Consider the following 15,127-nt stretch of genomic DNA (forward strand, 5'->3'; position numbering starts at 1 on the left):
TCAACAACAGTCCTTCTACCCGAAAGGATGTGCCCATTATGCCGATCACCCCTGCCTACGCCCTCCACATGGATCTGCCGGAGGACAAGCGCGCGGGCTACTACGCCCAAATCGTCAAGGGTTTGGCAGGCCGCACCCGGCTGCTGGACCGTGAGAAAGAGACGCTGATCTTTGCCTCCGTGCAGGAGCGGGAAGCGGCCGTGCCGGTCATGGAGCAGTATAAGGTGCCCTTCGAGCTCGAGGATCTGCTCTGCCTGCCCTCCCCCCTGCGCCTTTCTCCCTTGTTCACCGACTACGGCTTCGTGAGCCGGCTCGAGCACGCCTATCTTCCCTCAGCGCTGCCTGCCGTCTTCCGGCTCGAGCCCGATCCCGGCGCCGGCCGCCCCGCCGAGCCCCGACAGGCCGAGCTGCAGCTGCAGGAGCATCTGCTTGCCGATTGGAGCGGCGAATACGGGGAGAAGGCATATGCCGTTCAGGCGCATCAGGCCGGCCTGGCCGGCGGCATTGCCCGGGCTTACGGCTGCAGAGCCGTATGGCTGTACCTGCCCAGGGAGGAGTAATCCGTTATGCGGCCGACCGCGCCCTCCCCTTAGGATAGCAAGCGGGACGGTTCACTCCAACGCCAATAGACCCTTTTTCAGCGGATCGTCCGCCGAAAAAGGGTCTATTGTGCTTGAACCGGCCGTCACCCGGCCAACCCCGTCTGCTCCAGCTCTTCGCAGCCTGCTACAGCAAATCAGCCGCCAGCTGAGCCAGATGCGAACGCTCCCCGCGCTCCAGCATGATGTGTCCGGAGATGCTCTGTTCCTTAAAGCGCTCCACCACATAGGTCAAGCCGTTGCTCGAGGCATCGAGGTAAGGATGGTCGATCTGCTCCGGATCCCCGAGCAGCACGATCTTGCTGCCCTCCCCGACCCGCGAGACGATCGTCTTGATCTCGTGCTTCGAGAGGTTCTGCGCCTCGTCGATGATGATGAACTGGCCCGGGATGGAACGGCCCCGGATGTACGTCAGGGCTTCCACCTGAATGCTGCCGAGGCCGGCAAGCACCTTATCGATGTCCCCGGGCTTCTTCGTGTCGAAGAGGAACTCCAGATTGTCGTAGATCGGCTGCATCCACGGGCGCAGCTTCTCCTCCTTCTCGCCCGGCAGGTACCCGATATCCTTGCCCATCGGTACGACCGGGCGAGCGATGAGCAGCTTTTTGTACTTGCGCTCATCCTCCACCTTCATGAGCCCCGCAGCGAGCGTCAGGAGCGTCTTGCCCGTGCCGGCCTTCCCTGTCAGGGTCACAAGCGGAATATCGTCGTTAAGCAGCAGCTCAAGCGCCATCCGCTGCTGGGCGTTGCGGGCTGCAATGCCCCAGATCGGGTCATTGCTGAGGTAAAGCGGCTCCAGCTTCTTGCCGTCCGCATTGACCTTGAGCAGCGCCGACTTGCTCGAGCCCATCTCGTCCTTCAGTATGACGAACTCGTGCGGGTGAAGGGGGTAGGCCAGGTTCAGCGAATTGGCGTTCAAGTACCGGTACGTATAGAATTCGTCGATGACGGAGGGGTGTGCATGGATTGTGAGATGGCCGGAGTAAATATCGCCCGGCATGTTCACGACCCGGTCCGTCAGATAGTCCTCCGCCGTCATTCCCAGCACGTCCGCCTTGATCCGCACCAATACGTCCTTACTGACCAGAATGACCGGACGGGGCTGAGGTTTTTCCTTTTCCTCCAGGTGATAATTCAGCGCCACCGCCAAGATCCGGTTATCGTTCGTCACCTCGGCGAACGTTTCCTGCAGTTTGGCAAAGCTTTTATGATTCAGCTCCACTTTCAGGCTGCCGCCGCCGGGGAGCTCGATGCCCTCGAACAACCGGCCGCCGCTGCGGAGTCCATCCAGCATCCGGGAGATGTGCCGTGCATTGCGACCCAGCTCGTCGGCATTGCGCTTCTTGGAGTCGATCTCCTCGAGCACCACCGCGGGAATAACCACTTCATTATCCTCAAAGGCATAAACCGCATTGGGGTCCTGAAGCAGCACATTGGTATCCAGCACATAAATTTTCTTCATGGTGAGTCCCTCCCAGGTATGGTGTTTGGCTTGCTTTAGCGAGAATACATAGATCCAGCCCCGAAGGACAAACTAACCAAAGCTGATGCCGTATAGAAAGGAAGATGGACTAATGAGGAAGTTTGCCGCGGTGCTGCTGTTGTTGTCCGCCGCTGTATCTGGTTGTAACCAATCACCAAGGAATGGAGCCTCCCCATCTCAGACAGATGATGCGAACCGGCAGGTACAGGTGAAACAAACGGCACCTCAGAAGAAGGAAATTACGGACTCCCGCGCCGTAGCCGACCGGCTGGAGCAGATTGCTTCGTCCATCCCCAATGTGGAGGGAGCCAACTGCGTCGTGTTCGGCAATACGGCGGTAGTAGGCATCGACGTACCGCAGGATATGGATCGTGCGAAGGTAGGAACGATCAAGCTGTCTGTGGCCGAGGCGTTGAAAAAAGATCCGTATGGTGTGGACGCTCTCGTAACTGCGGATATGGATCTGGGGGAGCGTTTGCGTAAGGTAAGAGATGGGGTGCGTAACGGTCGGGGAGTGAACAGTTTCGCCCAGGAGATGGCTGCCATCATTGGCCGTATTGTTCCCCAGCTGCCGCGCGATGTAGACTCGAACCAGACGAACCGGCCCCAGAATGCAAATCCGCAAGTACCAGACAACAACTCGTAAGAACGTAAGAGGGCTGTCAAGCCGCTCCGATAGATTAGACCTAAGATGAAAGATCAGCCAGCTTCGTTATCAGCGGGAACAAGGGTACATGTGTCCCGAGCCTATGCCGAATTGGCGGTATTTCAAAAAAGCCTGAGACCGTAATGCTGTCTAGGCTTTTTTCATGACACGAAACACCTGCGTGAACGGCTGCGCCGCACGCTAGCTGCGAGTCTTCTCATATGGTGGTGGCACGGATATGCGTCTGCGCCAGGCAGGGCATCACGCGCCGTAGGAATGTCTTGGGTATAGCAGGCATGTGGGATCGGCACATCCTCCGGCGGTGTCTGAGCACATCCGGAAGGGGCAGGGGTGGAGCATTCAGAGCCCACGGAGGTCACAGGGACAAGGGGATTCGACCCGATGGAGCCCGCCGCACGGGATCGCTGATCCATGTCACGCCGGATCATCGCCCATTTCTTGGCACCCGGCCGGAATAAAGCCTGGACGCCAGGTGCAGGCAAACCGCATGCATGGTCGATGGTGCTTACGAGTGCGAAGGATTCATCTGGAAGTGCGAAGAGTTGTTCCGAAAGAGCTGTGATCGTTTCGGCCATAGGTTCCCCTCCTACCAAAAGTGATCTCTACATCTGCTTTCATTATAACACACGTTGAATCAAGCCAGCTACCAGCAGTTGTCACGATCTCTCCCTTCGAATGTGGATAATCTATTCTATCGGAACCCTGTGCAATATATGTCATTCATTGTATTTCGGATTGGAATTAATATCCGTCAGCAGCTGGTCGGCCAGTTCGGCGTCGAAGCGCTGGGTGCGGATCTGGCCGTCCGCCGTATAGTCGATCCGGTAACGCTCCCCTTCCGGCTCATAGGCAAAGCTCTGGAGGCCGTGATCCTCCCTCAGAATCACCTCGAAGAAATCCCGTGTCTCCACCGCCGCACCGTCCTCCGGCCGCGCTGCGGCCACCAGCGAGATCTGAAGCCAATTGAACAAGGCATCCTGCAGATTCAAGCGCTATCATTCCTCTCTCAGCAAAATGATTCCGCGGCCGGCGTTCACCCAGGACCGCATGATCCGTATCCACTCTTCCCCCGTCTCCCCCGCGGCATCCAGATGCGCCTTTATCTCGGCCGGCGGCAGCAGCCGATCTAAATAAGCTTCCGCACAATGGGACAGCGTCCAGCCGTCAGCCGGAGCGCTTCCGGGATAGTGCAGCGCAATGCCTTTGCCACCGGACAGCAGGAACTCGGCGGCGTCCAGACCGCAGGCTTGCGCCTCTTCCTCCCCCGGCAGCAGATGGCTCTTGAAGGTGAGGGAGAGCCGCGGATGAAGCGCCTTCAGGGTGTCCATGAAAGCGATCCGCCGCTCTTCCGGCTCCAAGAGAATCCGGTCTCCGCCCAGCTCGACGGAGTTCCCGCCGGTTTCCAGCGGAACAAGCCAATATCCTGCCATCCTTATCCTCCTAACGCTATTTCTCCACCCCGTTCAGATGCACACAGCACAGACGGCCTTACTGCTCCGGCTTGCGGGAGCTGCGCCCCTCGACAAAATAACGGATGCGGACCATAAACATGAGCAGCACCGCAACGGACATGCTGGGCACGATCGGCAGGCCGAACAGCTGGAAATCCAGGAGCACGACTGAAAATAAGGCCAGCAGGATATACACGACGGCCGCCTTCAGAATAGGCAGCTTGCGGGTCCGGAATACCCGGTTGTATACGAAAGACATCAGCACGAATATCAAGAACCAGGTCAGCACGGGATTCGCGCGGAACCAATCGGTCATTGTCCTCTACCCCTTTTTGGCAGCAGCTCCCGCCCCGTCCCGTGAGATTCCCAAGACGGGATCGACGGGATGCGGGCGGCCGCTCCTATTGGTTATGTGTTCCTATCGCAAAGAAAGCTCTGATTGCTCAGAGCTCTCCTGCTTGTACTTGTATGCTTAAATCGCTGGCTTATACGCTGGCTTCAGCGTTCTTGCGGTTCTTCTCGGCACGCTCGCGCTCGCCCTTGTTCAGGATCTTCTTGCGCAGGCGGATCGATTTTGGCGTAATTTCGCAGTACTCGTCATCATTCAGATATTCGAGCGCCGCTTCCAGGGAGTACAGGCGAGGCGTCTTCATCTTCACCGTATCTTCCTTCGTTGCCGAACGGACGTTGGTCAGCTGCTTTTCCTTACAGATGTTGACGATGATGTCGTTGTCGCGGTTGTGCTCGCCGACGATCATGCCTTCGTATACCTCCGTACCCGGCTCAAGGAACAGCGTGCCGCGGTCTTCTACGGACATCATCCCGTAGAATGTCGAAGTGCCGTTCTCGCTCGATACGAGCACGCCTTCGTGACGTCCGCCTACGCCGGCGCCCGCATAAGGGCCATAGGAATCGAACGCGTGGTTCATGATGCCGTAGCCGCGTGTCAGCGTCAGGAAGTAGGTACGGTAGCCGATCAGGCCGCGCGCCGGAATCAGGAATTCCAGACGGACGTTGCCCGAGTTGTTGATCATGTTGACCATCTCGGCTTTACGCGTTCCAAGGCTCTCCATGACCGCACCCATGCTCTCTTCCGGTACGTCGATGATCAGGCGCTCGATCGGCTCCATCTTCACGCCGTCGATGTTCTTGATGATGACTTCAGGCTTCGATACCTGCAGCTCGAACCCTTCGCGGCGCATGTTCTCGATCAGGATCCCAAGGTGAAGCTCACCGCGGCCGGAGACGATGAATGCATCCGGGCTGTCGGTCTCTTCCACGCGCAGGGATACGTCGGTTTCGAGCTCCTTGAACAGACGCTCGCGCAGCTTCCGGGAGGTCACCCACTTGCCTTCGCGGCCCGCGAACGGCGAGTTGTTGACGAGGAACGTCATCTGCAGCGTAGGCTCGTCGATCTTGAGGACCGGCAGGGCTTCCGGATTCGCCGGATCGGCGAGGGTTTCCCCGATGTTGATGTCCTTGATGCCGGCGATCGCGATGATGTCGCCCGCGCCCGCTTCTTCGATCTCGAGGCGCTTCAGGCCCTGGAAGCCGAAGAGCTTCTCGACACGCGCCTGCTTCACCTGGCCTTCGCGGTTGATGACCGCGATGGACTGGCCTTGGCGCACTTTACCACGGTTGACGCGGCCGATGGCGATACGACCAAGGTATTCGTTGTAATCCATCAGCGTCACGAGGAACTGCAGAGGCTCTTCCACGCTCTCGCTCGGAGACGGAATGTGGGAGATGATCGTCTCATACAGCGCCAGCATGTTCTCATCCTGCTTCTCGGCATCCAGACCCGATGTTCCCATCAGAGCGGAAGCGTACACGACAGGGAACTCCAGCTGGTTGTCGTCCGCGCCGAGCTCGATGAACAGGTCGAGCACTTCGTCGATGACTTCCGCCGGACGTGCGTTCGGACGGTCGATCTTGTTCACGACGACGATCGGCGTCAGATGCTGCTCGAGCGCCTTGCGAAGGACGAACTTCGTCTGCGGCATGGTGCCTTCGAAAGCGTCGACGACTAGAAGCACACCGTCAACCATCTTCATGATCCGTTCCACTTCGCCGCCGAAGTCGGCGTGGCCCGGGGTATCCACGATGTTGATCAGGTAATCTTTATAGGAGATCGCCGTGTTCTTAGCCAGGATGGTAATCCCGCGCTCCCGCTCCAGATCGTTGGAGTCCATGGCCCTGTCCTGAACGGCTTCATTGTCGCGGAAGGTACCGGACTGCTGGAGAAGCTTGTCTACAAGCGTGGTCTTCCCGTGGTCTACGTGGGCGATAATTGCGATATTACGAATCTTGTCTCTTGAATGCATTAGTCACAAAACCCTCTCTTCGATTTTGGGCCGCCTCTTGGACTGACCCGGGTTGTTCCGTTATGAAAATAAACCGTCCGACTTTCTTGGTTTTTCACAAAAGAAGCGCCGGACGTAAGCGCCGACGCTACAATATATTTTCATTATACGGTCATTCGTAGCAAAACGCAAGGAAAGCCCGCAGATTTACCTTTTTTCATATTCGTACGGGCGGCCCGGAAGTGCTTAATTCTCTCTCAGCGACGAGGGAAGAAGCCGCTTGACGAGTCCGCACGCAATAACGAGCGCCGCCGCGGCAAGCGGAAGCACGTGCGTATTCAGGCTTCCGAAGATGCGGTGGTAGACCGCCTCATCGGCAATGACCATCTCCCCGGCCGTGAATCCGAGAATCGCGGCGCCCAGGTACACGAGGATCGGGAATTTCTTGAGCAGATTCATGACCAGGGTGCTCCCCCAGATAATGATCGGCACGCTGAGCCCGATCCCGAGGATAATGACGGCCTTGTCCCCCTGTGCTTTGGCCGCAATCGCCAGCACGTTGTCAAGGCTCATGACGAAGTCCGCGACAATGATCGTCCAGACGGCTCGTCCGAGGGTGGAAGCCTGCTTCACATCCGAATGGCCTTCTTCATCGGTCAGCAGCTTGATGGCGATCCACAGCAGGAGAAGCGCTCCCACCGTATGAATGTACGGCACGTTGAGGATGTAGACCGCCGCAATAGTGAGCACGATCCGCAGAGCGATCGCACCGAAGGCCCCCCACCAGACAGCCTGCCTGCGCTGCTCCGGAGGCAGGTTCTTGCTCGCCAGAGCGATTACCACCGCATTGTCGCCGCTGAGCACGATATTGATAAGCATAATCTCCATAAAAAGCAAAAGCCAATCCCACATTTCGATTCGTCCCCCGTCTTCCTTATATAATTAAAATAAAGATGAGTAGCGGTCCTGCTTCTCGTCTTCCTCGGTAATGAGTAGGGTTTCGGTCCCGCTGACGGCTTTGTCGATCTCCTCTTCCAGCCACTCCAGGTTCCGCTCGATGCTCTGCACTACCTTCAGGTTCGGGTTCGTGCTCGGGCTCGGCGGAAGGAAGAGCGTACAGCAGTCTTCATACGGCAGGATCGAAAGCTCGTAGGTATCGATCCGCTCCGCCAGCCGGATGATCTCCGCCTTCTCCATACAGACCAGCGGCCGGATCATCGGAAGATCGGCGACCCGTCCGATCGTATTCATCGAAGACAGCGTTTGACTGGCTACCTGCCCCAGGCTCTCTCCCGTGACAATGGCCCCTGCGCCGTGCAGCTCCGCAAGCTTCCCCGTAATGCGAAGCATCGTCCGCCGGAGAATGGTAACGAGCAGATTATCGCGGTACGCCTCATGAATGCGGGTCTGTACACTGGTAAAAGGAACCATGTGCAGCTTCACCGGTCCGGCATAAGCGCACAGCTTGCGGGCCAGGTCCTTCACCTTCTCCTGTGACTTCTCGCTCGTGAACGGATAGCTGTGGAAGTGCACCGCCTCGAGCTTCAGCCCCTGCCGCAGGGCAAGAAAGCCCGCTACAGGGGAATCGATTCCACCGGAGAGCATCAGCACCGCCCTGCCGTTCGAGCCGAGCGGGAACCCGCCCGCGCCCGACTCCGATACGCAGTAGATCAGGGCCTCCTCTTCACGCAGCTCCACCCGGAGCTCGGCGTCCGGCCGGTGCACGTCCACCCGCAGGTCGGGGTAAGCCCTTAGAATCGGCCCGCCAACGAGCCGGTTCATCTCCAGAGAATCATGCGGGAAGCTTTTGTTCACCCGGCGCACGTTCACTTTGAAGGTGCGGGGGGCCTCGCCAAGTGCAGCCATGACCTGCAGCGAGGCGGCCTGCACCTCTTCCAGGCTCAGAGCGCACGTCAGTGCCGGAGAGAACGAGCCGAGCCCAAGCACCTTTGCCAGCCGGGGACGGATGTCTTCATAAGAAGCTCCGCCGAGCGTCAGCACGATCCGGCCGAACTCTCTTCTGTAGGTGATCCCGGGCCAAGGGGCCAATACCCTTCTGACCTGCTCGTACACTGTTTTTTCGAAGCGGTGCCGATTGCGTCCCTTAAGCACCAATTCACCAAGCTTTAGTATGACTTTCTGCCATTTCATTTACGATCTTCTTCCCTTCTGCGGTTCCGCCGTGACGCTGCCCAGATCCCGGGCTACCCTGGTAAGGGCGCTGCACACCCGTTCGATATCCTCTGCCGATTCCCTCAGCGAGAAGCTCAGCCGGACACCGCTGACCGCAACCGCGTAAGGGGCCCCCATGGCCTCCAGAACCCGGCTCGGCCGCTCTGTGCCGGACGAGCAGGCGGAACGCGCGGACACGCAGACTCCTTGCTGTTCTAAAGCATATACGAGAACTTCGGATTTCATACCGGGGTACGAAAAATGCACGATATGCGGCGCCATCTCCTCGCTGTGGGGCGAGCCGTTGTAACGAAGCGCCGGGATGGCCCCGATGCAGTCGACCAGCTTTTGCCTCCATGCGGAGGTGTGGGCTGCAAACGCTTCCTGACGTTCCACGGCCATGCGTACCGCCTTGGCCATGCCCACCAGCGCCGGCACGTTCTCCGTACCGGGGCGCAGACCGTCCTCCTGCCCTCCGCCGGCCATGAACGGCTGCAGCTCGACCCCCTCGCGGCAGTACAGAAAGCCGGTCCCTTTCGGGCCGTGAAGCTTGTGCGCCGCCGCCGAGAGGAGATCAATGCCCTGTGCCTTCGGATCCAGCGGCAGCTTGCCGACCGCCTGGACGGCATCGACATGCAGCAGCGTCCGCGGGCGGGACTTCAGCAGCCGGCCGATGTCATCGATCGGTTGAATCCGCCCCATCTCATTATTTACCGCCATCACACTGACAAGAATCGTTTCATCCGTCAGGGCGGCCTCCAGCTCTTCCACCCGGACCGCTCCCGTCTCATCCACACCGAGGTAAGTTACCCGGAAGCCTTCCTTCTCCAGTAGGCGGAACGCCTCATAGACCGACGCATGCTCGATACGGGTTGTAATCAGATGGGTCCCCCGGCTGCGGTAGCGCCGCGCAGCTCCCAGGATCGCCAGGTTGTTGCTCTCCGTTCCCCCGGAGGTGAACCGGATCTCTCCCGGATTCACGCCCACCGCCGCAGCAATGGTCTCCCGGGAACGCTGCACGAGCTTGTCCGCTTCCACCCCGATCCGATGCAGGGACGAAGGGTTGCCGTAGTGGGAGCGCATCACTTCCGCCATCGCCCCGATGACCTCTTCGTCCATCGGTGTTGTAGCGGCATAATCCATATAGATCAGTTTCACTTCGTGCTCCTCCTCTATGTATATCATCCACCTCAGCCTTGATCGATACGCCGGATGCTATACGCATGAAAAGAAGACCAAGCCCTCTTCCGCCGGCTTGAACGCCCGGCAGAAGCCAACATTGGTCTTACGTAAAGAGGTGTGATCAAACCTCGAATCCTTCTTTGAACTGGAGCACTTTGCGCACATAGCCCTGTGTTTCCTTCGGGAACAGATGCAGCTTCTCCATCAGCTCTTGGTCATTTTGGATGCCAAGACGCTTCAGCCTTGCCGGGCCTCCGTTATAAGCGGCCAGCGCCATGCCGGTGTTCCCGTCATACTGCTCAAGCAGGTTGGCCAGGTACTTCGTCCCGCCTTGGATGTTCTGCTCGGGGTCGAGCGAATTCCGCACACCCATTCCCTGGGCTGTCGCATCCATCAGCTGCATGAGTCCCTTCGCGCCCGCCTGCGACTGCGCATTCGGGTTAAAGGAGGATTCGGCCTGAATGACGCCCTTAATCAGGCTCGTCTCTACACCGAATCTGCGGCCGGCTTCCGCGATCATGGTATCATAAGAAGAAGGCTTGCTGGCCTTGGATGCGGTACGCGGCACGTTTACCTCGGCATCTGCCTCAGCAGCGGAGGTGATACCGGCCGGTACGAGCGCCGGCTTGATCGATGCCGTGCCTTTGTCCGAAGAGGGGGCTGCGTTCTCCTGCATCGCCATCAACTGGTCCAACAGCTCTGAGAATTCTCCATCGTCCGCAGAGGATGTACCGTTTCCGCTGCTGAGAAGGCTCGATTTCGAAAGCATCTGCAGCTGCAGCAGTTCTTTGATTGTCCGGGGATCCATCGCCGATAAGGAATTTATGCTCATGGTGTCTTGGATTCTCCTCCTGTTTCCGGTTGTCCCTCCTATTGTACACGGTTTTGCCCGGCCCGGCTACCCCATTTTCAAGGATAATTTTCCATGTCAAGGCTGAATTTTCATTTGTACTTCTTGATTCTGAGCCCAAAACAAAAAAGCAGGTCCGGTTAAGGAACCTGCTTCTCCGTTGGTATGCACGGGCTGGCTAACCCGGGCTAAGCATATAGAGGCACTAGAATGAAGTATCCTGCCAAGGAAATAAGACCGATCAGAATGGCCAGTGCCCCGATGGCGCGCTGTCCGAGAACGAAAGCAAAAAAGCCGAATAAAGCCGCGGAAGATCCAAGCAGTGCCGGCGCAACGAATAAGGACAGTACGGCCAAAATCAGAGCGGTATATCCGATCCACTTCATCGCCGCCGTGGTGCCGCTGTTCTCCTGCCCCTCGGCTTTGGAAACCGGCTGGCGGATATTGTGTACCGTCATCGGCGGAGCTACTTCGGCGGCATACTCTTCATTGGCATTGGAGAACACCTGTTCCGCACGGTCCGCGCGAGCCTGTGCATCCGACATGGCCTGCAGTGCCGAAAGCTCAGCGATCGTGCGGGTATGATCTTCCGACTTGCCGGCCGGCGCAATCTCCGAAGAGTATTCCTCATGAACGTTGGCTGCAGCCGCTGTGCTGCTCACCGGTTCCTCATCCAGCCGGCGCTGGTCGTCGGACAACGCTTGGAGATCGGCAATCTCAGCCAGCGTAGCCGAATGATCCTGGTCGGCATATCCCTGGCTTCCACCCGAAGACTGGGCCGCCTGGTTTACGGAAGGGGAGACCTCTGCAGCGAACTCCTCCGTATTGGAGGCCGATGCCGGGCCGGCAGCGGCATTGCTCCGCGCAGGAGCCGCACTGGTTCTCGCCTGAATGTCCGACAGCGCCTGCATGGCCGAGAGCTCCGCCAGGAACCTGCGGGTACCCGCCGTCATGGAAGCACCGCCGCCGCGCGCAGTGGAACCACCGGCCGCGGCACCCGGATCCTGTGCGAATTCCGTGTCCGCTGCCCCTCCGGATTCCATGTTCACCTGCTGCCTGCTTTTAATCCCTTGCTGCCCGTCAGTGGCCCCAGAGCCGCCTGACTGCTGCCGTTCTTTGGACTTTTTCTTCATGCCTGCCCCATCCTTTCGTAACAAGGTTAAGAAAAGTTCGTGCCACGGGTAGGGTTCGTAATGATAGAGATCCGGTCCTGTTCATCCGACCTTGCCGGACTACTCCTTTTGCTCGAACGTGTGACAGCAGGTGCTGCGCTCGTTAGCAGCCTGGTCTGTGTGATCTTCGAAATCAAGTCCGAACTCCGTATCGTAAGCCAGATTGGCATGCTGATCGACTTCGATCATGATGGAGTTCGCGCCGCAGTTGTTGCCTTTATCCCAGAACTTACAGTTGGACACGCTGCACTTGACATTTGGCATTCGAATCACCCCCGTCTCAGGTTGCCCGCCCCCTGATGGGGCTATGCGGTTCAGACGAATCACGGGGCTTGTTATATAGCACCAGAAGGACATGGAACTGGGATACGTCCAGGAGCCGCTCCGCCCCAGGCAAACACCGCACCGGCCATGTTTCACTCCTGCTCGCATGATCCTGCCCCGCTCCAAAACCATGAAAAAAGAGAGATGCTCGTATTACGCATCTCTCTTCCCTTGCCGAGTCCGTATTCTATACTTTGTCGCCCTGCATCCGCTTCTGGGTAATGTAATCCGTCTCGTAGTAAGCCAGATCGTCACGCAGCACTTCGAATACTTTGGAAAGCTCGATCGTCAGGTCGCGAACGGCACGGGCCGGCTTCTTGCGGAACCGGATGGCATCCTGGCCTGTGTAGGCATAGCGGCCGTCCTCCGAGTAGCATTCGTGCTTCGGATAGAAGAAGGCATTTACACTGCTGTGGTACACTTCGTAGAGCACCTTTTCAGCATATTCCACGTTGAAATTGGGACGGCGCAGAGCCACTCCCAGCTTCTCGTAAGCCACATCGGAGAAGACGAGCAGATGTCTTGTGTCCGCCAGGTACCCCTTATAGAATTCGTCCATGGCCTCATCGTTATCCGTATTCAGATCGGCAAGCGAGTGGCCGTTGAGGAATTCCTCCATCTTGGCGATCGCTCCGCTGAGCAGATTTCTTGTCGTTTCACAGAGTGTTTTTACTTGGAATATTGCCATAGCTTAAAAGACCTCCTCAACATTAAAGCACAACATGGAATGGCAAAACGACTTTCTCCTTCCCATCGTACCACAAATCGCCGGCAAAAGTAATATGAGCTGTATCACATCAAGCCGTTTTTCCCGCCGCCGCGCGCCGGCTGCCTTTGGATAACTTTGCACCTGTTGAATTGCCTCCCCCTAGGGAAAATCTAACGTCAGAGCTATTCACACCGTTAGGGGGAAAGTGCCCATGTGGAAACACGCAATGACCTTGATGCTCATCGTTGTCGGCGTCGCCATCCTCTTCCCCAGAGGAGAAGAGAAGGCGAAGATTACGCCGCCCGAAGAAATTACTCCAGCGGCCGAGCTGCAGATGAAGCAGGCTACGCTGAACGGCGATATGGCTCTGACTGACGAGCTCTGCCGGACCCAGTGCAGCACGGAGCTGCGCCGTATGGCCCAAGGGGCCAAGGCCCGTTCCGGCGCCGATAACCGCGCCATGCTGCAGGCGCTGCGCAAGGAGCACCCGCATATGGAGCTGCTGCTCGTTACCCGCCGGGGCGAGGGAATGGACCGGGTGGCGGCAGCCGCCGGCAGTTTGAAGCCGGCTGTCCGTACGGCGACGGCCGCCCATGTGGCCAAAGCCAAAGTGGCCGTGGACAGCGGCCGTTCGTATCAGTCTCCTCCGGTACAGGCTGACGGAGGAACATACCTCATCGTCGGCGAACCCGAAGCCGGCGGGTCTGCCGGCGTAATCGGCGTCGTGCGCCAGCATATTCTTCAGCAGGTGGCCGATCACCAAAGGAAGAACCTGAGGATCGAAACGTATCCGGCCGACGGCCACTACAAGATCGAATCCGTTGACTCCCGCACGCTGCAGGACGTCAAGGTGGACCATCCGGAGGATAACGAAGGAACGAGCCACTATCACAAGAACCAGGTCGTCGTCCGCTTCAAGCAGGTGCCGAGCCAGGCTGATTTTGACAAGATGAAGAGCGAGATCGGCGGGGGAACCGTCCAAAAGCTCGGCCATACGTATGTCTTCGAGTCCTCCACGATGGAAGCCAAGCAGCTTATGGATTATTTCAAAAAGTGGAATGTGGCTTATGCTGAGCCTCACTTCCTCTATCTGACGAATGAAGAGACCGCAGCCCCGGCAGCCGATCCCGCTGCGGTGCTGACGCCCAATGATTCCCTGTACCGCCGGTACCAGTACAACCTGCCGGAGATTGCCACGGAAGCGGGCTGGAACGTCTCGAAGGGATCGACGGATGTCATCGTGGCCGTGGTGGATACGGGCGTCGATCTCGATCACCCGGATCTCAAGGACCAGCTCGTCAGCGGCATGAACATCGTGGACCCGAACAGCAAGCCTTACGACGATGTCGGTCACGGCACTCACGTGGCCGGAGTCATAGGCGCCCTGACCAACAACAACCTCGGCGTAGCCGGGATGAGCTGGTATAACCGCGTGATGCCGGTCAAGGTGCTCGACCAGACGGGGGCGGGCAGCACTTATGCCGTGGCCCAAGGCATCATCTGGGCCACCGACCACGGCGCCAAGGTGATCAACATGAGCCTCGGCAACTACGCCGATGCGGAATTCCTGCACGATGCGGTCCGCTATGCCTTCGACCACGACGTGGTGCTGGTGGCCGCAAGCGGCAACGACAATACGGAGCGTCCCGGCTTCCCGGCCGCTTACCCTGAAGTGCTCGGTGTAGCGGCCGTAGACGCCAATAAAGCGAAAGCCACCTTCTCCAACTATGGGGACTATATCAGCGTAGCGGCTCCCGGCGTCAGCATCGCGAGCACCTACCCGCAGAACCAGTATGCCGCGCTGTCCGGCACATCCATGGCCAGCCCTCACGCCGCCGCCTTGGCAGGTCTGATCCGGTCCGTGAATCCGGCGCTGAAGAACACCGAGGTCATGGATATCATGAAAAGCACCAGCGGCGACCTCGGTACGCCCGGGCACGACCGCTACTACGGTCACGGCCTTATCGATGTAGCGGCTGCACTCCGGGCCGCCGCCGCGGCAGGAGCCGGGACAAGCGGAACCGGGACAGGCGGTGCAGGCACAGCCGCAGGCGCGGAAACTGGGGGCGGAGGCACGGCAGCCGAATCGGCCTCTCCGGCAGCCGATGCAGGCATGACCCAGGAAGAATGGGAAGAGTGGGTCCGCCAGATGTTCCGGTAGCTCCCGTCCGCTCTACTCTTTCCTTACCCGGTAAGACCGCCGCCATACCTCCGG

15 protein-coding genes are annotated in these 15,127 nt (G+C 58.6%); 3 read left to right on the plus strand and 12 right to left on the minus strand.

Annotated features, from left to right (window positions below):
- Positions 1-38 precede the first annotated feature (38 nt).
- Positions 39-560: a hypothetical protein gene (locus ACP26L_RS26105; protein WP_426447747.1), complete on the plus strand. Its 522-nt coding sequence runs from the start codon at positions 39-41 to the stop codon at positions 558-560.
- Positions 561-726: 166 nt separating this feature from the next.
- Here ACP26L_RS26105 and ACP26L_RS26110 read toward each other — a convergent pair whose 3' ends face one another.
- Positions 727-2,061, minus strand: a complete 1,335-nt coding sequence (locus tag ACP26L_RS26110; protein ID WP_426447749.1) for a PhoH family protein — start codon at positions 2,059-2,061, stop codon at positions 727-729.
- A 112-nt stretch (positions 2,062-2,173) separates the two neighbouring features.
- On the opposite strand from ACP26L_RS26110, the gene ACP26L_RS26115 reads away from it, so the two are divergent.
- The gene (locus ACP26L_RS26115; RefSeq protein WP_426447751.1) at positions 2,174-2,728 is read left to right on the plus strand and encodes a YhcN/YlaJ family sporulation lipoprotein; all 555 of its coding nucleotides are present in this window, start codon (positions 2,174-2,176) and stop codon (positions 2,726-2,728) included.
- Between the two features lie 737 nt (positions 2,729-3,465).
- Here ACP26L_RS26115 and ACP26L_RS26120 read toward each other — a convergent pair.
- The 11 genes from ACP26L_RS26120 to ACP26L_RS26170 all read right to left on the minus strand — a co-directional run bounded on the left by ACP26L_RS26120 (position 3,466) and on the right by ACP26L_RS26170 (position 12,891).
- Positions 3,466-3,738: a hypothetical protein gene (locus ACP26L_RS26120; protein ID WP_426447752.1), complete on the minus strand. Its 273-nt coding sequence runs from the start codon at positions 3,736-3,738 to the stop codon at positions 3,466-3,468.
- A 6-nt stretch (positions 3,739-3,744) separates the two neighbouring features.
- Positions 3,745-4,179, minus strand: a complete 435-nt coding sequence (locus ACP26L_RS26125) for a hypothetical protein (protein WP_426447754.1) — start codon at positions 4,177-4,179, stop codon at positions 3,745-3,747.
- Between the two features lie 58 nt (positions 4,180-4,237).
- Entirely contained in the window at positions 4,238-4,516 is a 279-nt protein-coding gene (locus ACP26L_RS26130) for a YlaH-like family protein (protein ID WP_426447756.1), read from the minus strand.
- Positions 4,517-4,685: 169 nt separating this feature from the next.
- Entirely contained in the window at positions 4,686-6,524 is a 1,839-nt protein-coding gene (gene typA / locus ACP26L_RS26135; protein ID WP_426447758.1) for a translational GTPase TypA, read from the minus strand.
- A gap of 225 nt (positions 6,525-6,749) precedes the next feature.
- Complete coding sequence (locus ACP26L_RS26140; RefSeq protein WP_426447760.1) at positions 6,750-7,415, minus strand: TerC family protein; 666 nt, start codon at positions 7,413-7,415, stop codon at positions 6,750-6,752.
- Positions 7,416-7,445: 30 nt separating this feature from the next.
- Complete coding sequence (gene thiI / locus ACP26L_RS26145; protein ID WP_426447762.1) at positions 7,446-8,654, minus strand: tRNA uracil 4-sulfurtransferase ThiI; 1,209 nt, start codon at positions 8,652-8,654, stop codon at positions 7,446-7,448.
- On the minus strand, positions 8,655-9,827 hold the full coding sequence (locus ACP26L_RS26150; protein WP_426455091.1) for a cysteine desulfurase family protein: 1,173 nt from the start codon (positions 9,825-9,827) through the stop codon (positions 8,655-8,657).
- 151 nt (positions 9,828-9,978) lie between these two features.
- Positions 9,979-10,689, minus strand: a complete 711-nt coding sequence (locus ACP26L_RS26155; protein ID WP_426447764.1) for a lytic transglycosylase domain-containing protein — start codon at positions 10,687-10,689, stop codon at positions 9,979-9,981.
- Between the two features lie 206 nt (positions 10,690-10,895).
- Entirely contained in the window at positions 10,896-11,840 is a 945-nt protein-coding gene (locus tag ACP26L_RS26160) for a hypothetical protein (RefSeq protein ID WP_426447766.1), read from the minus strand.
- A 99-nt stretch (positions 11,841-11,939) separates the two neighbouring features.
- The gene (locus tag ACP26L_RS26165; RefSeq protein WP_426447768.1) at positions 11,940-12,143 is read right to left on the minus strand and encodes a DUF1540 domain-containing protein; all 204 of its coding nucleotides are present in this window, start codon (positions 12,141-12,143) and stop codon (positions 11,940-11,942) included.
- 247 nt (positions 12,144-12,390) lie between these two features.
- Positions 12,391-12,891, minus strand: a complete 501-nt coding sequence (locus ACP26L_RS26170) for a YpuI family protein (RefSeq protein ID WP_426447770.1) — start codon at positions 12,889-12,891, stop codon at positions 12,391-12,393.
- 232 nt (positions 12,892-13,123) lie between these two features.
- Here ACP26L_RS26170 and ACP26L_RS26175 point away from each other — a divergent pair, with 232 nt between their 5' ends.
- On the plus strand, positions 13,124-15,073 hold the full coding sequence (locus tag ACP26L_RS26175; RefSeq protein WP_426447772.1) for a S8 family peptidase: 1,950 nt from the start codon (positions 13,124-13,126) through the stop codon (positions 15,071-15,073).
- Positions 15,074-15,127 lie beyond the last annotated feature (54 nt).

Source organism: Paenibacillus sp. S-38 (assembly GCF_049942825.1).
In the GTDB taxonomy this organism is placed as follows: domain Bacteria; phylum Bacillota; class Bacilli; order Paenibacillales; family NBRC-103111; genus Paenibacillus_G.